Raw genomic sequence first — 21,199 nt, forward strand, 5'->3', positions numbered from 1 at the left:
AATTTGCAAGTATACTATCCAATAATAGATATTGTTGTATATCAAATTAAGTTCAAACTATAAAATATCTTTGTTGAAAAATTAGAAAAAATAATATTTCTCTTTCTTCAAGCTCCCAGGACTTCTCCCTATATACTTGTAACAATCCCACTTATTATTCCTTTGAGTTTCAATATGAGATTTAAGTTCTGGATCGTCGTATTGCCAGGATAAACAACAACTCCATTACTTGTGTTATCATAGAACTCCGGTTGTTTGCTTGCAGTCACATTATAAGTACCTGACTGTATTGCCAGAGCATAATTACCGTTAATATCGGTATATGTGAATGTGCTCCCGCCAGAAACTGTAATCAAGGCACCGGCGATTGCCGAACTATTGTTTGTTACTGCACCGCTGATCAATCCATTTGACTGGACAATGAGGGTTGCGTTCTTTGTGGCACTCCACTGTTTCCCGATATCCATGCCCCTGACAAATATAGTATGGTTACCGTCTGAGAGACTGCTTGTATCGAGCGTTGCATTAATGCTCTCCCAGTTTCCTTTGACTGCATTATAAAGACCATCTAACGCGTCCATGGGTATTCCTTTTCCCTGGCCGGGATCAACATCGATATAGTATTCAGCCCCACCAACACGTGAAGCGGCACCAAGTGCATCTTTAACCCTTGCTGTAACTTCAACAGGAGTTCCTTTTGTAACAGTTAGTGAAACATTGTTATTTAAATAGACTGTATCGGTAGAACCTCCTGTACCAGAAAATGTCCTGTCAACATTATGTTTTTCCAGAGTATCCAGACTACTAGTATTACTAATTCCAAGATGGCAATTGCTGCCACCACATGTTGAATAATCGGCCATGTTAGTCTCTGACAAGTTAGCTGCCCCATATTTGTCCGCATATGTCGTATGACACGAGCGGCAATTAAAGGTGACCGGGATGCCCAGGCTTTCATTGTGCAGGTCCGATGCACTGCCATCCACATGGCACCCATTGCATGTTGCTTTGCCAATATGGCCTGTTGTTATAAGTGTAGCATTACCATAGCTTGAATTTGATGGATTGTGGCAATTATTACAATCTTTGTTATAATTTTGAGCATCGCCCTGCGACATGAAACCGAATCTAGGCTTTGATGTCTGGTTTACTGTATTTACAAGTGATTCATTTGTCCCATAATGACCAACACTTGCATTTACCGAATAAGCATATTTATTGATGCTGTTGTTATGACAGGTTGAGCAATATGCGGTAGTTGTTATATTTCCACCTGCGCTTATATCAACTTTTGGCGGTTTGTGGTTCTTGATAATCAGAGCAGAGAAATTGCCTTCTGTGTGGCAATCCGTGCATATTTTGGTTTTTGTTGTAAACCCGCCCAGCATCATCTCTGAAAAGTTGAAATCATAATGACAGGTAATGCAATCATCGTTTGTAAGATCATTATTCCCACTTGAAGTATTCGTATTGGAATGTTTGCCAAAAGATTCTAATTCTATCGCCGGGTAAGTAATATCATCTTTCCCAATCTGTGGATTTCTATGACATCCCATACATTCGCTTCCTTCAGCTTCGGCTACGTTATGCACGAAGTCTTTAAAGCTTGCATTTCTCCCTGCTAATTCACCATGGCAATATTTACAGAACTCATTGTCATAACTTTCCAATGTATGATTAAAGTAATCAACGGAATTCCCATTCCAGCTTGTTCCATTTGTTATTTCTGGCGGGACATTCAGTCCGGCTGATTCAAAAGTAGATTTCATAAAACTCCAATTTGAATCTCCTTTATAATGACAACCTGAACAAGAGGCATATTGCTTATCCGATGTCCAATTAAGTATTCTGCCTATTGGAGTAGTATTATGAAGTGTATTATCATGACAGAATTTGCATGCAGTCCTGGGTTCTGTATTGTTCCAGTAGTTTCCCCATCGTGTTCCGTTTGACGGTTTATTACTATGTGTGAAATTAACAGGGATTTTAGGAGCTGAAGTAAAATTCATATTAGAGATATTACCCTGGTGACATCCGGGGCATGAGGTAGCAGTGGATTTGCTTCCATATAAACCATTAGTTTGTATGAAACCAAGAGTATGAGGATTTGTAAGGTGACAGGATTCGCACATCACGGTATTGTTATGCGGCCTTTTATATGGAGCCAGTACACCATCACCATTTGTATCATTCGGGAAGGTAGTATCATTATGACACGATATACACCTTTCACTTGTGGGTGAGTAACCTGTTTCCGGGGCATTGGTTATGGATATTATCGCAGCTAAAAATATTATTGCCAATACAGTAAATAAAAATGGACCTACAATTTTATTCCCACGATTTTTTAATTTTTTTTCCCATAAACGGCTTAACTGCAAGAATGTCCTCATAATCAACTATCCCAATTTATCCTGATCGAACAATGGCAGCATATATTATAAACCTTTCCAAACGTGTTTATTAATTTATATCATAAAAATATTTGATACATCCATTTTAAAATATTCCCCAATATCGGCAATATAGCAAAATTCTGTGAAGGCGATATATATGTCATGCTTACGACCCAGTAATAAAAAAGCATCAAAAAAGACGCTTCAGCTATTGATAAAGATATAAAAAACATAGTTAATTTCTTCGTAATTACAAAAAATCGTTCATTTTTTATTAAAATATTTAATGATACAACAATTAACAAAAATACCGCTGTTAATTGTGAAACATAATAATATAAATACATGAATCGTACAGGGAATTGTTCTATAAAATAGATACTACCCAATAATATTAATACTCCATATACTATGGCTATTGTTTTGAATTCAACCTCGATCAGTTCCTTTATTCTATCTATTCTCAATATAAAATAAAGTAATATAATATATATCATAAGAAGATACCTGTATTCAAGTACCGCAGGGGTATCTGTTATTATAGAACCGAATAAATTTATATTTAATAATATATATAATAAACTATATGCGCCCAGAAGTATTGCAATATATACAAAGAAAAATTTATCCAATATATTTAGTTTGATCCTGGACTTACCCATATAAACAATAAATGCAAGCGCAATTATTAAAAATGGACTAACCAAAAAAACACCGAATGTATTATTCAATTTAATAAATAAAACAGAAAAAATAATTCCTATAAAAGATTCATTTATTGAATTCCATTTATATCCGAGTTTGTCCAGAAGTTCACTTTGCTTATTATTCCCATTGTTATCAAGTAAAATGAAATCCTTTGACGTTTCCAGTGTTATTCCTTCATCTGTCAGCGGAGTATTTTCTAAAATTGAAAACGGGGTTCCGAGAATCAAATAATTAAAGATCAAATAGGGTATTAACGATATCAAAATGATTGATAAAACAGATAATACATATTTAATATTTATTTTTTTAACGGTAATAAAATGCATTACTATAAGCGATATTAGAAGTACAGTACCGTCTAAAATTCGTGTCCAGATACATAATCCTGCTAAAACATAAGAAATAAATATATATTTATTTTGTTTTGTTTCATAATGTTGATAAAAATAATAAATGGATAATAACGTAAAAAATAAAGTTAAACTATGGTGTTTAAGTGTAATGGCATAAAATGAAATCGGGGTAGCAAGGATCACAAAAAAAGAGGCGAATAATGCAATTTTATTTCCAAAAAAAATGTTAAATAATTTATAAATGATCAATGCAATAAGCGAAGTAATTATAATATTAGTAAATTCTATAGAAATCAGTTCACCCCATTTTGGAAAATAAATGGGTTCAAAGAAAAACCAATTGGATAAAAATAAAATTCCAGACGATAAAACACCGATTTTTAAAGCATTACCTGATTTCTTATACTTCATAATAAAATAAGCGATCATCCCACCGCTTAATGCCCATAACTGCAATATTAAAAGATGTGCACCATAATAATTATCGATTATTTTTAATATATAATATACAGGTAAAGATAAAATAAGTAAAGAATAACTGAATAATCCATAAAGGTTATTACCAACTACTATAAAAATTCCTTTTTCTGTGTTTATCTTGGCAATTTTAATAGCTAAAGAACCGTTTATTAAATTATAAAACTGATCTAATATCACCCCCTCGTCAGATAAAAATAACCGGGTTCCTGCAAAGGTGAGAAGAATGAAAAATGAACTGGTAAATACAAATAATGGAATTGGATTGGAATCGAAGTAATTCAATATCTTTTTAATAATATTCATTTTCTGCCTGCCTGCTAATAATTCAAATATATACAAAAATTTGAAAGTTCTTTATAAAACCCCGAAATAAATAATCAAAATAATTAATATTATTACTGAAACGACAAGTATCAAATCAATTGATTTTTGGATCTTTATATTTCGTTCCTTTCTATTTTCAATAACTATTTCAATAAATTCAATGATTGGTCTCCAGACCTCTTCCGGGTTGCCAGTTTCAAATTCTTCGATCACATTTTTACCTTTAGATGTAATTACACAGAATTGAAAATATTTTATAAAACCATCCTTAATAAGTTTATATATATGTTTCTCGACTACCGGACTCCTGATTTGGAGTGCATTTGATATTTCTTTAATGGTCTTAAAGCCATAAGTTACAGATTTCAGAATGGCATAGTCCACTTCTCCAAAAACTATATCTTCATTTTCCGTATTGTCCTGATAGTTATTTTCCCTGATTCTCCGGACCTGGACAACCGGACCTTCTTTTTGTATGGTTTTTTCTTCATCCTGCCTGGTTTCTGCTTTTTGTGATTTTATTATATTTTCTTCAGGTTGTTTCTTTGGAGTTTTTTGTTTTACATCTTTTGGTGTTAGCCATGGGCTATCATCCATAAAAAAATTTAAAACATCTTTATCTTTCGATTTTTCCATGTTTATCTTAACAACCTGGCAAAAATACTTTTTTTCTCAGGAATCCCACCGATCTTTTTTGCTATTTTCATCAAGGCCTTTGCAGATGGTGATTTTGGTTTCAGCAGGATAAGAGGTTTTTTTGTATCCCTGGATTTAATGATAGAATCATCTTCCGGTATAACACCTATTACGGGTAATCCCAGCTTTACTCCAAGGTCATTATATATACTCTTTTTATATTTATTTACAATAATTCCTGTTATATTCAGGCCGGCAAGACCTGCAACACCTTTGACTTTTTGCGCATCCGATATAGAAGCAGGTTCCGGGTTAACAACTAATATTACCTCATCTGAATAAGTAACAGGCAATATGCTGAACTTCGAAAGACCTGCAGGAACATCAAGAATTATAAAATCATAATCCGAATTCTTAAGCTCAGATATAATTTCACCTAATTTGTCCATATTCACATCTTTCAGGGCCTGAAGTGAAGAGCCGCATGGTAAAATATTTAGTCCCATCTGGATTTGATATATTGCATTCCTGACATCTGATGAACCATTAAGCACTTCAAGAAGAGTTATCATAGGCTTTTCAAGACCGGTATATAGATCCAGGTTTGGGAGGGATATATCAGTATCCACAACTAAAACTTTTTTGTTCAAAGATGCTAATGCAAACCCGATATTTAGTGCAACGGTTGTTTTTCCAACACCGCCTTTCCCTGATGCTAGAGCAATGATTTTTGGAGCCATTTTCTCACTTTAACTTCCATTTTAAATACAATCTTAATGCTACTATGGATATTATAAGTATTGAAAGACCAATTATGTATTTAAGCTCTGGTTTTTTTTCTTCTATAGATATTATTGAAATATTTGTTGCATTCGTAACCTGTTCAGGGGATTCTACAAAAAATATCTTGCTTAGAGATGTATTTGTTATTGAAACCCTGTAAGCGCCCGGTTCAGGTTTCGTTACATTAAATTTTACATCTTGAGTCTCGGTAAAATTCAGGAAAACTTCTTTTTGTTCTTCAAGTTTATCATTAATTAACAGTTCCACAGGTTGAGAACCTTCTTTACCGACATTTTCAACGGTCACAGAAATAGTTACGGTCTCACCCTGAATAACACTTAATTTATCTATCTGTAAATCCTTAATATTAAATGAAGTGGGTTTTTCAACTATTTTCTCTGGAACTATGCTGAAGAATGCAGAATTATTTAATCCCATTGCATTAGGTCCTATAGGAATTATCTCTATCAAATGGTCTCCTACGATATCGGATGAGACTATGGTAGTAACATTACGGGATTTGTAACCTTCAAGTTCTATCGTAGTATTACCTATTTCTTTGCCATCCAATAATATCAAAACCGGGGTTGAACCTTTATCATAAAAGGTATTCAGAACATTGAAACTGATTTGAATTTGTTCTTTTGGTGCAACGCTGTACCTGTCAAGGATTATATTTTCAACTCTGAATCTATCTACCGGATATTTGTTTGCGTACCTATCCACATAAAATGTTTTACTTATGTTTATAAGTTGATTTTGATCACCTAATATATCGCTTCGATTAATTTCAGGTATATCCGGTATTCCTGAGCCATTCAAATACGATTCTGTAAGGTTAAAATAATAATCATTCATCAGGGAATCATTAAGCAGATCAAAAACATGGATTTGTACTGTATATACTCCGTCTTCCCAGCTTTGTGGGATACTCTTTGAGTATACGACAAAATCATTTTCCCTGTAATCATCATATTTACTACTCAAAGATGAAGTATCTACAATATTGTCATTTGCATCTTTAATTAGAAAAACATAATCAACAGCTACATGGCGCCTATGATTAATCCCATTTGATTCCACATATATTTTCATGATACTTCCTGGAGGAAACCTGTCATTCCAGTGCAAATCATAATCCTGCAATCCTCTTACATTATAAACTATCCTTGCATATGCATTGTCCATTGCCATCGAGGGAGAAGACATTAATATGAAAATTATTATTATGATGGCTAGCTTATAATTCATGTGTAAAGTTCTTCAACTTTAGTTATAAAGATTTTGATAAAATGCTATTTTCAATTTAGTAATATATATTTGTTGATACTATCACAATTCTGGCATAAAATAAAGAATTCCATTTTCATGAATAATAGATACTGCTAAAGGAATATATATATTTAGTTATTTGGAAAGATAATAACACTTTTCACTTATTTTTCCAGGCTAAATTTGTTTCCTCTTTTTCAACATCCTCTTTTAATCTTTTTTTAAGTTGGGAAAATGCAATACCCACCATTTCCTGTAACATCCCTTTATCCTGTGTAGCGAAAAATTCACTTGTCGTTGGTTCCTGCTTCTTTATTCCTATAAATGGAAGGCTTCCGGTTGTCATATATATAGCCCATAGGTAATAAGTCAATGTATATATTCCAACAGAGAGATATATTATGGCAAGCAGTACATTATAATTTAACAGGTTTAAGAGTAATGTTATTGAAACAGGTACTACAAGTATAGGGAAAAAAACCATACCCCATGCCATAGAGTCTTTCCATAAATTATATTCTTTTGTAATAAATACCCACCACATAATAAAGATCAAAAGAATGCCGTAATTTGTTAAACCGATGATCTGGAAGTTAATAAAAAATATAAATGCAGCCATTGTCACTGATAATAAAAACATTGTTTTAATAGCAAATTTTATAGAAGTACCAACAGCAATGGGCTCTTCCATGAATTCACGTGATTTTACCTCTCTTGTGTACCCTTGTTTTAAGATATTCTGGACTTTTAAATCCATATTCTCAAGGCGCCCGAGAATAATATTTGTATCAACATGAGATTGTGCAATGTTCTCCATTAGAGGACGCAATCTTGCATAAACACCATCCTGAAAAGCCGTATCTATCAAAATATCAGCAATGATTTTTCTTTTAAAAATATTGATGCTAAAATATATTGCACCAGAACATATAAGAATTATTAATATATCAATTAAAGCATAAATATAGTTTGATTTATTAAAAAGGTCAATATAAAGTGAAAAAAATGTAATCAAAAGGATCACTACCGAAATAATAAAAGCGCAAGCTAAGCCTATTTTTTCAAATAAAGATAAATGCTGGACAGGAGCCGATGATATATCTTCGGTAGTATTCAATAGCGGATTCTTCATAGTGTCACGGATATTGTTGCGTTCCATTGACATATATTGTTACCTGTGGTTCAGTATAGTATTTAAAGTGTAATGAATTATTCGGAACAGGATTTCCCGTATTTTTACAGGCCATACAGAAATAACCCTGAATAAAAGCAGGCTGCAAAGTGATGGAATTCTCGATATTCCCCATACTGCTGCTGTTATAGGGGGGTGTTCTTGTCGCCCCATTGATATCCACAAAAAGATTTCCTGACCTGCCGTGGCAATCCATGCATGATATAGTCATTGAATTGTGGACTGGCAAATTGAATGGGTTTGCAGGATAGGGCGATGTTCCAGCATTATTCTGAGTTAATGGTTTATGGCATGATTTACAATAGGAATTAAGGTCTGAATAAGCGGATAAATTATGATTTTTTCTCCATTGTTCATTAGAATGACCACCTGCCAGAGCTGCCTGTTTAATATCTTCATGACAGGATATACAATCCGTATAGGTTGTAACCAGATTAATGTTATGCAGTTTCCCACCAGGATTCCCGGTTGTGTTTATTCCATTAATTATCTTCATTTGTCCTATTACAAGATTGCTTATTGTCCATGTACCTGATGAATTTAATACGTCCCATTCAATAAATTCCGGTCTTGTAAAATTAACATTTTTATAATAATCTGAATGGCAGAATATGCAAGCTTCATTCTCACCTTTCATCAAAGAATTTGAAACTGCGCCGCTGATAAAAGGATTATGGGATTCTGCATTTGTTATGTTTTCTCCGAATACTTGTGCTAAAGGGGTCATAAATGTATTATTATTTGAATCCGTCACAATACGCAAAGGCATACCATGGCAATCAAGACATCCGGGGACATCACTGCTATGCAGCTGATTTAATGATTCATTTAAATAATGGCAATTTTCACATGAAAAATATGTATGATGTATTGATGAATCCAGGTCCTGCCTGATGTCAGGATGGCATTTTAAACATCGGGATATTCCTGAAGGATATATATTATGCTCTCCTGAAAACAGGGAATAAACTGAAGGTAATAAAAATATCGCAGCGACAATTAATGCCCCGATAAGTAATTGATGCCTTATTTCCATGTATCTACATTCATTGTAAACTTTATCTATTTTGCCATGGCTTTTTCTTGAATGAAAGAGTAATATATAATATTATACAAAGAACTATAATAACATAACCGTAAATTTTGATCACCTGGAAAAACAGGAAATAACTCCTGTAATCATTTCCAAAAAGAGCTAACTGCTGGTCCTTGGCATCAACTATGAAAAATCTCCCGTATCTTTTGATAACAATAGGCTTTCCATTAATAGTAATAGCTTTTGCAAGAATATTTTCTTTCGTGATCTTCCATCCGTCCATCAGGCCTGAGAAATCCCCTGCTGTTCTTATCATGCCGTCATCGCCAATCTTAGCTATCCTGTGAGTTACGGGCCGGCTTGTATAAGGGTCAATGAACATTACGATATCCCCGATGTTATATGATTTACCTATATTTTGCATCAGGATCAGGTCGTTTCTTTCAAACGTAGGTACCATACTTCCGGATACTACTGCTGTAAAGAATATACTTTTTGATGCAATAATTAACATAATTAATGAAAAAATAGAAAAGATCATTACTTCTTTGAGTATCATCTTCTGGGAATCCTGAGGTTGTTTGGAAATATCCCTTATGTAATTATTTATGCTGGATTTTCTATGGTATGATAAAGAATAGCGTTTTACAGGATTAAAAAAGTCATTGTTAAGTATTGACTTCCTCAAAATGATCAAAGATATAAAAAGAGATGCAATGACCAAAATACTCAGTAGCGGTAAAAACATAAAAAAAAAAAGAAAAGGAAAAAATTTTCCTTTTATTTGTACAGATATTAATATTCTGCAGTTGAATTTGTAACAGTTGTGTTTACACCACTTGACTGGAAGTTGCTGACAGTCCAGACACCGGTTTCATTGCTGTCTGCTATGAAGGATAATCTGGTAGGCTTGTTCCATGTTATTGTTACTGCAACATGTGTATGGCAGCCGATGCATGCTTCATTGGATCCTTCCATCAGGTCACCCTGTGTAGCATTTGCCGAGTTAACAAAGTCCTTATGTGCTTCTTTAGATCCATTGTAGATCGAAGTTGCCATAGGTGCGGCGAATATGTTACCACTGACACCATGGCAGTCCATACATGCCGGTGCAGCTGCTGCATGGATGTTTCCACTGCTATTTCCGGAAACAATCGCTCCAAGCTCAGTTTGAGACGTAATGTGGCATTCAACGCATGTTGTTTGGCCATCTGCATGTGCTCCATTTCCACCCATAGCATCCATCTGTTGCTGGACATCTGCGTGGCATTTAGCGCAAGGTACACCCATATCTGTTGTATTTGTTTTATCTACATCATACCAGTTATGCTGGCCTGCGAATAAAGCAAGTGTTTCTGGCAGGGCAACCAAGCCAATAGCCAGAATTGCTATTCCCAATATTACTAATTTATTTGTCATATTTTTCACATCCTTTCCTACCCATTTCATTTTACCCAATTTGGGTTTAATTTGGGTATAATTAGTATAAAGTCATATTAGTTTATATACATTTCGATTAACCCCATATCATATCCTCCACAACATACCCTATCCGTCGTCCTTTTTCATCTACGACAATTATAGATATATGCACAGAGTCATTGACTTGCGGGTAATATTCTTCGTCAAAACCTATGTTGAATGTATATGTGCCATTTCCTTTATATGGTAACACCTCCCAGGGACCGGTTGCGTTCATGCTCGCTTTTGTACCATTCCTTACTACCAGTGTCCTGCCGGATATGGCCGGGAATGCCTGTGCAATAGTATTTCTGGGTCTTGCAGCATAATCGACCATTCCCTGAGTAAAGGTAAGATTTTCCGGGACCACATAATCCCCTTTTTCCACGAATGAAATATTCACCTTCAATACGGGTACCTGTTTTAAAGGATTTTCTATACATCCTGAAGCTACTATTCCAAGAAGGAATAACAAAATTATTTTCGTTTTCATGATTTACCTCAATATTTGCGTAAACTGTCCTAATAACTTAATAATAAATTCTCCGATAGATGGATATTCGGGCTTATTTGATATGTTTGGCATGGATATATTTGATAATGAAGGAAGCTTTGCTTTATCTTCTGCCCCAAGACTATTAACATATACTTCTATATATTCACCATGGCATGCCACACACATTTTTTCAATTCTTTTGCCATGTACGACATGCGGATTCACATTATGACAATCCGAACATCTGGTTTTCAATGGCTTCTTATAAGTACCGTTTTCATATGTGTGGCAACTCAGACATGCAGTTTTGCTCATTACCCTGTGGAAATCCCCCGCAGTTACATTTTTTTGGGATTTTAACCCAACATGACATCGTATGCAAACTATATCCTTGTGAAGATTTGCTATTTTCGTCATATCAATTTTCCTATCATCACCCTTAGCATAACCTTTTACCTGATTGGAATGGCAATTTTCACAAGAACTGGAAATCGCACTTGCCTTTTCTGTCCCTGCAAGCATATAGTGGCATGGTAAACATATTTTGGCATCATGCCAGCGTGCTCCTACCCCATCTTTAAATTCAGGCCTCTCATAAGCACTGGCAGGACCTGCGAACAGAAAAGGTAACATAACCATAGTACAAATAATAAAAATTATATTTTTATTTATTGGCACTATTTTTTTTCTTGAAGTTTTATAATTTTTAATCATCTATGACCTGAATAATCTTAATATTACTATGAAGAGTATAATAACAACATATTCCTGAAATCCCGGGGTAGATTTGGGCGTTGGAGCCGCTGTTCCGGTTGGAACAGAAGTACTTATCTTTTCAGGAGTGATCATCGGTACAGGAGTCCTGGTAATTTTAACAGGCTGCTGCTGCGCAATTATGGATTCTTTTACATTAAAGCTGATATTTCCTGAATTGATCTTTTGTATATACCGCTCATCCTGGTAAAGGAACTGGTCCAGAACGGTCGCTTTTGCGGGGGGAAGAATGAAAATGCCTGTATCATTAATATTTAATGTGTATGAGAATGAAGTAGCGTTACCTGCCCGAAGAACAACAGTTTTTAATATATTTGAAAAAGATATGTTCCCGGATTTTAATGAGTAATTAACCGGAACACTATCCATAATTTTTACTATAGCTGCTACATTTCCCTGGTTTTTGGCCTCTATCGTAACAGTCACATTATCTCCTTTTGCAGGATTTTCAATATTTGAGTACTTTGATAATACTACATAAGGGCCGTTCACTATAAGTTTGTCAAGATTTTTATTATATTCCAGACCATCCTGGTATTCGATCCTGGAACTGCCAGGCTGGAAAAAATAAGTACCGGGTTTTTGGGGTTTTACCATATAAGATATCGATTTTTCCTCAAGGGGACCTAATGAGAAATTCCAGGACATATTTGGATTTACTGGTATAAGACCACCGGGAATAGCTTCCTCAAGGGTCAGGTTTTCAATTTTCCGACTCTCATTATTCTTTATAAATACAGAAACAACGGCAACATCTCCCATATAAATCTTTTCAGTTACGGATTTTCTAATATCAATTCTTTTTTCGGTCTGCGGCTTTACTTCAATATTAATAGAATCAACAACCTTATAAGTCTTACCGAACCTGTCATTTCCACTGGCCTGTGCAAATATCGTAAAATTTTTTTTTTCTTCAACATATGGAGCCCTGAAACGAACTGTATTAGCGTCTGATTCATTTCCGGCAGTTATATCGAGCAATTCATAATACAATTTATCATCAACAAGCAAAGGCAAACTTGAATTGATCCTGAGTATCGTATCCTTTAATACGGCTTTGCCGTCATTCCTTACTGAAAAATTAAAGGAGATCTCAGAACCCGGGACAAATGACCGCCTGACTACCATTTTATTTTTGATCCTTTCTTCATTGGGAGCGATTGATACCCTGGGTATTGGCCGCCCTGCAACCCTGGTCTCAATCCTGACCGATTGATCAACAACAACATTGAGTCCGAGGCTCGCTCCGATATTCCCCCTTTTTTCCTGAAGATTTACGATCGTGATATTCATCTGGTCGTTTATATTCATCCAATCATTGATCCGTGTTAGATTTTTTGATATTATATTGTGGTCTTTATCATATACGGAAATAAGGGAGCTGTTATCATAAAAATCCGAAGCTTCAATATAAAAACCATCCCTGATCACAAATTCCATCAACCTTAATGTCTTTTCCTGGGGGTCCACCCATTCAATATCATCAGCTAATGCCGGGATAATAAATAGAAAAATAATAATTGGAATTATTAAAATTTTATATAGATTTTTCATCAGTTCACCGATATTGTATTACCATTAAGGATATCTTTTTCTGAAACATTAATAGAACGGGTAATATTATCATATTTTAATGTAAAGCCTTCTAATAACTTTGTCCTGTAAGGACTTTCTTTTGAATATGGAACTATAAATTCAAAATATCCGTTTTCATCTGTATTATTTTTTTGTGTATACTCAAATCTTCTTTTCTGGTTTGTAATTATCGTGCCTGAAAGCATTACAGATTCATTCGATGTAGCATTTCCAATTATCCTTGCACCCATTACATATTCAAATATTTTAATGTCCCTGCTTACGTTGTCAAATATGTCATAATGCATTTCCTTTGATTCATATATCATTCTGTAGTTTTTAAGTCCTGCGCCATCGAACACATGCATTTTTGAATACATTGTTTGGAAATAATTATTATTGGGAAAATTATTTTTATCAAAATACATCCCGATATCTTTGTTTGCTAAATTTGCAATACCAAAAAATGTCCCTTTTATAACTACTTGATCACCCTGACTGAACTTATTTAACCCCATTTGCATATCCATAACAACATATCTTGCTTTTCTTTTATCCATTATCTCATTTGCAAGTATTTCATTATCCTCTGTGAAAAACCTGGCAGCTTCATCACCGCCGATCTGGAAATTATTGGCTACAACCGGACGTTTTGAAATATACAATATCCAGTTGCCATAATCCCACCATGCCATAACACCATACTGGGGGATTCTTCCAGGATCAGGGGTGTTATCTCTTAACCACACCAATGAATCATACCAGTCATCCGAGATTTTGGGCGGAGATTGTGCCATATTATACGCCATCACGGAATTTGGAATAACAAGAATCGTGAGAATGAACAAAGCAATATAATCCGATTTCAGGTGAAAAGTTTTGAATTTACCAGTATTACAACTATATAATGCGACCTTATCCAATAAGAATCCCGATAATATCGCCACATTTACTGCAAGCATATAAGTAAAACGCCTCTGGGATAGAGCAAGTGACACGACTAATAAAGTCCATATTATGAGAAATAATGTTCCTTTATCGGCCCCTCTTCGACTATAATAAATTAATAAGAAAAATCCTATGATCGCAAAATAAAAACTAAAAGAGAATTGATACCACACAGGATTACTGAAAAATCGCCATCCTAAAAAAATCCCATCATATGTATAAAATAAAGGTTGCGCCTCAATTACCTGTTTTATGGCAGACGCATCCCTTAGCAAATATCCTATACTGTTCAATAAATTTTCGTAAAAAGATGGCAAGCTAATTACCATCATGAAAAAGAAAGAAGCAAAAATAACAATTAATATTAATGGGTAGAAAATCCATTTCTGGCCTTTCATGAACCTGGAAATTATTCCTAAAAAAACAACTATTATCGCACCAAAAAATACATACATTAACTGGAAATATGACAGCACACCTGCTTGCAGATTTTTCTGCCATGGTATCCAGAGATAAAAAAGCAGAATCGTAAAAAAAGCGATGGAAAATGAAATAATCCCGGTTTTTAGAAGATAATTAGAATCAACATTAGATTTTTTATCAATGATAAACTGAATGATTACATAAGATAATATTATCCCGATAAATATCGGAGCTCCGATCCATGTAAGAAACGATAATCCGATCATAATCCCGGATAAGATAGAGAACCTGTAGGAATCGTTTTTTAAAGATCTCATAAAAAACAAATAAGCTATAACCGAAATAAGCACCTCAAGAATATGATGGTCAACAAATCCCACGAACGATATCTGGGCATGCGCCGGCATCACTGCAAGTAAAAGGGAACTATATAGACCTGCACGTTCATTAAAAATTTCTTTTGCAATATAATATACTGAAATTATAGAAATAATTCCTGTAAATACGGGGGTAAATGCACCTATTATTTCAACAAGATACGTACCCGGATTGCCAGAACCGGCAATTAAAGAGACCAGGGCGATGCTTTGATCTGAAAGAGGTGGCCACCCTACGGCAGCACCGTATGGAAAATTAAGGAACGGATCGAAAAAGAACGTCCCGGGGAAAGTCTCTATATATGAAAATACCCGCCACATGTGGTAATATGGATCTGCCTCAAGAAACACTACCCTGCCTGGCTCAAAAACCTGCGAAAAAGTAAAAAGCCTTACTTTAAAACCTATTAAAAGTATTAGAAATAAGAAAATGAAAGTCTTAGATTCCGGCCTGATTTTATTCCAAATTGTCATTTTTGCGTATAAACTCATACAATAATATAACTATTTAAGCTTTACAAAAGTAATTTTTTGATTTTTTCGATAGGTTTTTATTGAATGTCAAATTCCTGCATACATGCCTTTATGATATTTAAATTTCCAGGAAAATTGGATAAAACACTGATTGTTTTTATTTTTATAGCTATCGCGGGTTTTTTACTGAGGCTATTTAAACCTGCAGAAAATCCTCTTGACTTTGATGAAAGTATTCATGCTTTTACATCATTTTTATTATTTAAATATAATATTTATGTATATAATCCTACTACTCATGGACCTTTTCTATATTATATGACTGCTGGGATCTTTCAAGTTCTGGGAGATAATATATTATCGGCTAGATTATTCCCGGCTTTATTTGGGGGAGGGATGGTTTTATTACTCTTTCCATTACGCCGATATTTTGGAGATGTTAAATTTTTATTAATATCAGGCATGATCGCATTTTCTTATTCTTTCATAACATTTTCAAGACAATTAAGACACGATATTTTCCTGGCGTTTTTCATTCTTGCCTTTATAGTATGCATGATATTATTCTTTGAGCATCATTCAACATTATATCTTTATTCAGGTTCTGCTTGTTTAGCAATAACTATGGCCATAAAGCCTACAACATATATTTTTATGTTTATCATAGTCTATTTCCTTATATTGAATAAAAATGTTTTTTATAGGATCTATGAAGAATTAAATACGCAAACTGGCAAAAATAATAAAATTAGCTTTATCATAATTTACATTATATTAATCTTTATTTCTATCAATTATTTATTTTATAATAATTTATCAGATGGATTTTTTAAGGCGATATATAATTGGGTTTACCAAATTTATTATCCAAGTGGTAATCTAAAAGAAATTCTATTTCAACCGTATTATTTTTATTTAATAAACCTATTGAAATTTGAATTTATTATTTTCATTACGGGTTTAATTGGCTCCATATATTATATATTATTAAAAGATAAAAGTTATTTTATTCTTTTTTGTTCTTTCTGGGCTATATTATCATTATTAATTTTTTCTATGATTAAATATAAAACTCCTGATCTTATACTGAATATTATATTGCCTTTTATAATTGTTTCCGGGTTTTTTCTTGGTGAAATAATAGAGAGATTTTTCAATAAAAACAGAATGAATTTTACATCAATAATAATTATACTGCTTATTGTATTGGTATTAATTAATAATCCTCTTTTAATTAACTCTAACAATGAATATGAAGAGATTAATCAATTTATTAAAATAAATAAAGGTGAACAAAATGATATATATTTAGTATCACTTCTTGGGAATTTTTATACCATACAATGGCCCCTTCCATGGTATTTAAGGGAGTATAATTTATTACAGGCTGATAAAGGTTACGCCATTGAATTAAATTATTTATTTAATGCAAAATACTCAGATAATGCAAAGGACTTTGTTCACCCTTATAAAACAAAAGGAGTGATTATTTCTTCAACAAACATAACAAACATGGGAAAATTTGGATACAATAATAGTAAGCGCTTTGAAAAATCCGGCGTGTATATATATTATTGATTTTTTTTATTTTTATTCAAAATTAAAATTATCAGTACGGATATTACACCAAGATAAAGTGAAAATCCCGGTGTTCCGACAGGTGATGTTTCCCGGTCTACAGGTGGAATATATTTAACCGTACGGACCTCGGATTTAATATTTCCTGCTTTATCTACTGCCTTTATTGATATAATATTTGTGCCATTATCAAGGGTCAAGGTTGCTTTCCAGTTCTCAGCCCCGGCTTCTATACCATTGACAGTTACCATTATAATACCACTTGAATCCGTTGCTGTGCCTGATACAGTCAGTATTTCAGAAGTAGTGTTTATAGGAATAGGATTTATTTTAATTTCAGGAAGGATCAAATCCGGAGCAACATTAGGAACTATTGAAGATTCAGGGACTTCTAATCCAAAAGCACGGACATAACCATCATCTGATGTAGCATATAACAAATTATCCGATATTGCCAGGGATATTATTCCGCTACCTGCATCATAACTACTGATTTTAGTTCCTTTTTCCCTGTCAATAGCGTAAATTGTTCCGTCCTTCGATCCTGAATAAACAATATCTTTTGTCACTATCGGCTGAGAGTCGATCCATCCACCCGTTACAAATTTCCAGAGGATATCCCCATTATCAATATTCATTGCATATAATGTATTATCATTAGAGCCTATATAAATCGAATTTTGAAAAACTGCAGGAGTTGATCTTACTATATCATTCGTTTTTTCTCGCCATTTCAATTCTCCGCTATTAGAGTCAATAGCATAAACGTTGTTATCATTTGCTCCTACAAATACAATCCCATTGATCACAGCCGGGGATGATGTGATACTCCCGCCGGTAGTATATTTCCATCTGAGATTTTTATTTCTTGCATCAAGAGCATATAAATTATCATCATGTGAACCAGCATAAACAAGGCCCTGTGAGATAGCCGGGGAGGATTCTACTTTTCCATCAGTTGCATATCTCCAGTCTATACTGCCATTGTTAATAAATATTGCATAAATATATTTATCAAACCCCCCATAGAGAATATTATTATAAACGATTGGTGGCGAGGCCGTACTAAATCCGGCATTTGATATCCATTTCTGGTTTCCATCATAATCTAAAGCATAAATATTATTATCAAAAGAAGCTGCAAAAACCACCCCGTTTTTTGCTGCCGGTGTATAGACTTTCCCAAGAGTGGGGAACTGCCATTTTAGCTCACCTTTAACAGCGTCTATAGCATACAGATTATTATCATCAGAACCCACAAAAAGTATTCCTGCATCAATTATGGGTGCAGATATTTCTGAAGTCCCTATACGGTATTCCCACCTTAATTCCAGCGGAACTGGCGAACTATCTGAATAACCGCTATGCCCAAGATCACCACCATAATTCTGCCAGTTCGCTGATACTGATAAAGGCAAGAAGATGAAAATAAGGCTCATGATTAGTAATTTATGAAGATGTGTGTATAAGGTCAAAATATCCACTTTCTTTTTCCCGCCTGATTTCGCTCTTAATAGCTTATTTACAATTAGATACTCAAGCATATAACTCTTATGACTTCGGTTAAATTCTATCCCCGAACGCAAAATTGGGTTTTATGAACCTGATCCGGATATTAAGTTTCTCTCCCTTTTTTGCATCTTTTACGAACACAACGAAATCATTGATCTTTGCGATCCCGTCCCCGCTTGCGCCAGTGTCCTCTATCGTGACGGCATATTCCCCGTTCATTTTGACCGCGTCAGTCAGTAATTCCTTCCCGATAACATATATTTCAGCGCTCTGCTGCCGGGACGCTTCAGGGGAAAAAGCCTGTACCTTTCCAAAATACAGGCGAACCTTATTAAGGAAGTCCGGGAACATGTCTCCCTGGAATACTTTAACCGCAAAATTCCCTCCGTTCTTCAGTATCTTTCTTGCGCACTCTAGAGCTGAAGTTGAAAGGTCAATAGAGCGGGCATGGTCATAACTCCAGCTTCCTGAAAGGTTAGGCGCAGCATCGCAAATTACGACATCAGCTTTATCCGACTCGATCTTTTTCCTTATATTTCCAATGGTTTTATCAAGTCGGATATCACCTTTTATTACATCCACACCTTCTATCTCCTCGATATCCAGAATATCCACACCTACAACTATTCCGCCGGAGAGTTCTTTTGCGACCTGGAGCCATCCCCCTGGCGCCGCGCCAAGATCAACAACAGTATTTCCTTTTTTTATTATCTTAAATTTTTCATTGATCTGCTTGAGTTTAAAAGCAGCGCGGGAACGATAACCTTCATCCTTTGCTTTTCTATAGAAAAAATCCCTTCTGTCTCGCGGCATTTCATTGATCCTTTATTACTATTAATATTTTATTCTTTAGTTCCTACATATACCCACTGGTCATAAATGCCTTTGCCATCGGTATTATCAATTAATTCCCCGCTGATCCCATTTATTTCAAGTGCGTTTATCAATATCTCTATCTCTTCTTTCTTATTTACTGTTAGCAGTATCATTCCTGCCGGTTTGAGAATCGACACTGATTCAGTCATCATCTTTTCCCACACACTTTTATTGAATGGATATATCGTCCCGAGCATAAAGCCAACTATTGTATCAAAAGAATTTATATTGAAGAATTCGCAAAGCCTGGTGGCATCAATAACTATTGTCCTCTTCGGGTCAAGCACATTATGTTCAAGTCCCTGGCATATCTGGCATTTATCATAATCGACAGATAGAGGATCATATCCCATATTATGGAGCGGCAGAGTGGACATCCCGTTCCCGCAGCATATTTCCAGTATATTGCCCTTGAGTCTATATCTATCAAGGATTCCTTTTAACCTGGCATTCCTGCTTTCAATATAAACCATATTATAGGGTTCTTTGTTTACGTGGCAATTTTCACATAAATGCCTGTTAACAAGTTCGATGGAAAAATATTCATTTACAGCTTCGCTAAATTCCCGGATCGTCGTTTTATACGAATTTTGCAGCTTCATATTTCTGACAATTCCGGAAAAAATCCTGCTGCTATTAGTTGGAATTGGTCTTGAAGAAATTATGTTTGTAAAAATTGCATGGAACGATTCTGATTCTTCGGATTCAGGATTAATAAGAACCAGGCCGATAATATTATCATCTTCATCTTTTATCCCTGATACCGGAGCGTCCGGGTCTTTACTGATATTTTCCAGATACTGTAATGTAAGCGTATTGTTTTTTAAAGAAGCAAAGCTTTCTTCAACAAAACAGACATTCTCATCTTCAGGAAGACCTAAGATTTTGTGGATTAGCATCTAAATTTCAATTGCCTTCATCGGGCTCATCATCACGATAGCTTGTATCCCCTATCATAGCTGCCCTGAGTGAGTCTACCCCATCAAGCCATTCAGCCACAAGTCCGTCAGGAATATCCTCAAGGTCCTTATCTTTTATTTTTCCGCCCGCGAGGATGTTTGCGCCGATCTCCGCAATATTCCCAAGCACTGCACCCATATTCTCTTCTTTCTCGGCTTCTATTGCTTTTTTGATTAAAGGCTTGAGAGATTTTGTTTTTTCAAATGCTTTCTCTATGTAGCATTCACATGAAGCAAAAACGCCCATTAGCGATAATTGCATGGATTCGATCATCATATCAATGTCCTCGGAAATGGGCTCAACTTGCTTAAGAACTATTTCCTTGATCGATGTGATCTGTCCCAGTGCATCTTCTTTTGTGATTAAGTTCTTTTCAAATTTTGCAATAATTTTAAGGCATGCAAGGACAACATCATCTTCCATATTAACAAAAATCGCTCCTTTTTGCTCATCATCGATCTTAAAACCGCTTTCTTTGACCTGTATTATCCAGTTCTGCCATCTTTCCTGTGTATAAAAGGGAATTACAATTTTTTGTACTTGCATGATATTCTCTCCATTGTTT

Annotated in this window: 18 protein-coding genes; 1 reads left to right on the forward strand and 17 read right to left on the reverse strand. The window is 34.7% G+C overall.

What is annotated here, in order from left to right; all coding sequences use genetic code 11:
* Positions 1-128 precede the first annotated feature (128 nt).
* From FIB07_02905 to FIB07_02965, 13 genes are all read right to left on the reverse strand, one after another.
* Positions 129-2,393, reverse strand: a complete 2,265-nt coding sequence (locus FIB07_02905; GenBank protein ID NJD51795.1) for a hypothetical protein — start codon at positions 2,391-2,393, stop codon at positions 129-131.
* 80 nt (positions 2,394-2,473) lie between these two features.
* The gene (locus FIB07_02910; GenBank protein NJD51796.1) at positions 2,474-4,240 is read right to left on the reverse strand and encodes a hypothetical protein; all 1,767 of its coding nucleotides are present in this window, start codon (positions 4,238-4,240) and stop codon (positions 2,474-2,476) included.
* Between the two features lie 51 nt (positions 4,241-4,291).
* Entirely contained in the window at positions 4,292-4,897 is a 606-nt protein-coding gene (locus FIB07_02915; GenBank protein ID NJD51797.1) for a hypothetical protein, read from the reverse strand.
* Between the two features lie 2 nt (positions 4,898-4,899).
* Positions 4,900-5,637, reverse strand: a complete 738-nt coding sequence (locus FIB07_02920; GenBank protein ID NJD51798.1) for a septum site-determining protein MinD — start codon at positions 5,635-5,637, stop codon at positions 4,900-4,902.
* Positions 5,638-5,641: 4 nt separating this feature from the next.
* Positions 5,642-6,931: a hypothetical protein gene (locus FIB07_02925; GenBank protein ID NJD51799.1), complete on the reverse strand. Its 1,290-nt coding sequence runs from the start codon at positions 6,929-6,931 to the stop codon at positions 5,642-5,644.
* 181 nt (positions 6,932-7,112) lie between these two features.
* Positions 7,113-7,709, reverse strand: a complete 597-nt coding sequence (locus tag FIB07_02930; GenBank protein ID NJD51800.1) for a hypothetical protein — start codon at positions 7,707-7,709, stop codon at positions 7,113-7,115.
* Positions 7,710-8,088: 379 nt separating this feature from the next.
* Positions 8,089-9,180: a hypothetical protein gene (locus FIB07_02935; protein ID NJD51801.1), complete on the reverse strand. Its 1,092-nt coding sequence runs from the start codon at positions 9,178-9,180 to the stop codon at positions 8,089-8,091.
* Positions 9,181-9,202: 22 nt separating this feature from the next.
* On the reverse strand, positions 9,203-9,928 hold the full coding sequence (locus FIB07_02940; protein NJD51802.1) for a signal peptidase I: 726 nt from the start codon (positions 9,926-9,928) through the stop codon (positions 9,203-9,205).
* A 47-nt stretch (positions 9,929-9,975) separates the two neighbouring features.
* Positions 9,976-10,629, reverse strand: a complete 654-nt coding sequence (locus FIB07_02945) for a hypothetical protein (protein NJD51803.1) — start codon at positions 10,627-10,629, stop codon at positions 9,976-9,978.
* Positions 10,630-10,696: 67 nt separating this feature from the next.
* The gene (locus FIB07_02950; protein NJD51804.1) at positions 10,697-11,134 is read right to left on the reverse strand and encodes a hypothetical protein; all 438 of its coding nucleotides are present in this window, start codon (positions 11,132-11,134) and stop codon (positions 10,697-10,699) included.
* Between the two features lie 3 nt (positions 11,135-11,137).
* Positions 11,138-11,770 (reverse strand): hypothetical protein, encoded by a 633-nt coding sequence (locus FIB07_02955; GenBank protein NJD51805.1) that lies wholly within the window; start codon positions 11,768-11,770, stop codon positions 11,138-11,140.
* A gap of 81 nt (positions 11,771-11,851) precedes the next feature.
* Positions 11,852-13,465, reverse strand: a complete 1,614-nt coding sequence (locus FIB07_02960) for a hypothetical protein (GenBank protein ID NJD51806.1) — start codon at positions 13,463-13,465, stop codon at positions 11,852-11,854.
* Entirely contained in the window at positions 13,465-15,726 is a 2,262-nt protein-coding gene (locus tag FIB07_02965) for an oligosaccharyl transferase, archaeosortase A system-associated (protein NJD51807.1), read from the reverse strand. Before FIB07_02965 ends, FIB07_02960 begins: the two co-directional genes overlap by 1 nt.
* 66 nt (positions 15,727-15,792) lie before the next feature.
* Here FIB07_02965 and FIB07_02970 point away from each other — a divergent pair, with 66 nt between their 5' ends.
* Positions 15,793-17,286: a TIGR03663 family protein gene (locus tag FIB07_02970; GenBank protein ID NJD51808.1), complete on the forward strand. Its 1,494-nt coding sequence runs from the start codon at positions 15,793-15,795 to the stop codon at positions 17,284-17,286.
* Here FIB07_02970 and FIB07_02975 read toward each other — a convergent pair.
* The 4 genes from FIB07_02975 to FIB07_02990 are packed head-to-tail and all read right to left on the reverse strand — an operon-like array spanning position 17,280 to position 21,180.
* Positions 17,280-18,830 (reverse strand): PQQ-like beta-propeller repeat protein, encoded by a 1,551-nt coding sequence (locus FIB07_02975; protein NJD51809.1) that lies wholly within the window; start codon positions 18,828-18,830, stop codon positions 17,280-17,282. The genes FIB07_02970 and FIB07_02975 overlap by 7 nt on opposite strands.
* A 19-nt stretch (positions 18,831-18,849) precedes the next feature.
* Positions 18,850-19,611, reverse strand: coding sequence for a TRAM domain-containing protein (locus tag FIB07_02980; GenBank protein ID NJD51810.1), 762 nt, complete (start codon positions 19,609-19,611; stop codon positions 18,850-18,852).
* Positions 19,612-19,640: 29 nt separating this feature from the next.
* Positions 19,641-20,573, reverse strand: coding sequence for a class I SAM-dependent methyltransferase (locus FIB07_02985; GenBank protein ID NJD51811.1), 933 nt, complete (start codon positions 20,571-20,573; stop codon positions 19,641-19,643).
* Positions 20,574-20,580: 7 nt separating this feature from the next.
* Positions 20,581-21,180 (reverse strand): DUF2150 family protein, encoded by a 600-nt coding sequence (locus tag FIB07_02990; protein ID NJD51812.1) that lies wholly within the window; start codon positions 21,178-21,180, stop codon positions 20,581-20,583.
* Between the last annotated feature and the right edge of the window lie 19 nt (positions 21,181-21,199).

The organism is Candidatus Methanoperedens sp., from assembly GCA_012026795.1.
GTDB lineage: Archaea > Halobacteriota > Methanosarcinia > Methanosarcinales > Methanoperedenaceae > Methanoperedens.

Excerpts from the sequence above, each read along its gene's own strand:
- FIB07_02905 (NJD51795.1), bottom strand. The coding sequence starts at position 2,393 with ATGAGGACATTCTTGCAGTTAAGCCGTTTATGGGAAAAAAAATTAAAA.
- FIB07_02910 (NJD51796.1), bottom strand. The coding sequence starts at position 4,240 with ATGAATATTATTAAAAAGATATTGAATTACTTCGATTCCAATCCAATT.
- FIB07_02915 (NJD51797.1), bottom strand. The coding sequence starts at position 4,897 with ATGGAAAAATCGAAAGATAAAGATGTTTTAAATTTTTTTATGGATGAT.
- FIB07_02920 (NJD51798.1), bottom strand. The coding sequence starts at position 5,637 with ATGGCTCCAAAAATCATTGCTCTAGCATCAGGGAAAGGCGGTGTTGGA.
- FIB07_02925 (NJD51799.1), bottom strand. The coding sequence starts at position 6,931 with ATGAATTATAAGCTAGCCATCATAATAATAATTTTCATATTAATGTCT.
- FIB07_02930 (NJD51800.1), bottom strand. The coding sequence starts at position 7,709 with ATGGATTTAAAAGTCCAGAATATCTTAAAACAAGGGTACACAAGAGAG.
- FIB07_02935 (NJD51801.1), bottom strand. The coding sequence starts at position 9,180 with ATGGAAATAAGGCATCAATTACTTATCGGGGCATTAATTGTCGCTGCG.
- FIB07_02940 (NJD51802.1), bottom strand. The coding sequence starts at position 9,928 with ATGTTTTTACCGCTACTGAGTATTTTGGTCATTGCATCTCTTTTTATA.
- FIB07_02945 (NJD51803.1), bottom strand. The coding sequence starts at position 10,629 with ATGAAATGGGTAGGAAAGGATGTGAAAAATATGACAAATAAATTAGTA.
- FIB07_02950 (NJD51804.1), bottom strand. The coding sequence starts at position 11,134 with ATGAAAACGAAAATAATTTTGTTATTCCTTCTTGGAATAGTAGCTTCA.
- FIB07_02955 (NJD51805.1), bottom strand. The coding sequence starts at position 11,770 with ATGTTACCTTTTCTGTTCGCAGGTCCTGCCAGTGCTTATGAGAGGCCT.
- FIB07_02960 (NJD51806.1), bottom strand. The coding sequence starts at position 13,465 with ATGAAAAATCTATATAAAATTTTAATAATTCCAATTATTATTTTTCTA.
- FIB07_02965 (NJD51807.1), bottom strand. The coding sequence starts at position 15,726 with ATGAGTTTATACGCAAAAATGACAATTTGGAATAAAATCAGGCCGGAA.
- FIB07_02970 (NJD51808.1), top strand. The coding sequence starts at position 15,793 with ATGTCAAATTCCTGCATACATGCCTTTATGATATTTAAATTTCCAGGA.
- FIB07_02975 (NJD51809.1), bottom strand. The coding sequence starts at position 18,830 with ATGCTTGAGTATCTAATTGTAAATAAGCTATTAAGAGCGAAATCAGGC.
- FIB07_02980 (NJD51810.1), bottom strand. The coding sequence starts at position 19,611 with ATGCCGCGAGACAGAAGGGATTTTTTCTATAGAAAAGCAAAGGATGAA.
- FIB07_02985 (NJD51811.1), bottom strand. The coding sequence starts at position 20,573 with ATGCTAATCCACAAAATCTTAGGTCTTCCTGAAGATGAGAATGTCTGT.
- FIB07_02990 (NJD51812.1), bottom strand. The coding sequence starts at position 21,180 with ATGCAAGTACAAAAAATTGTAATTCCCTTTTATACACAGGAAAGATGG.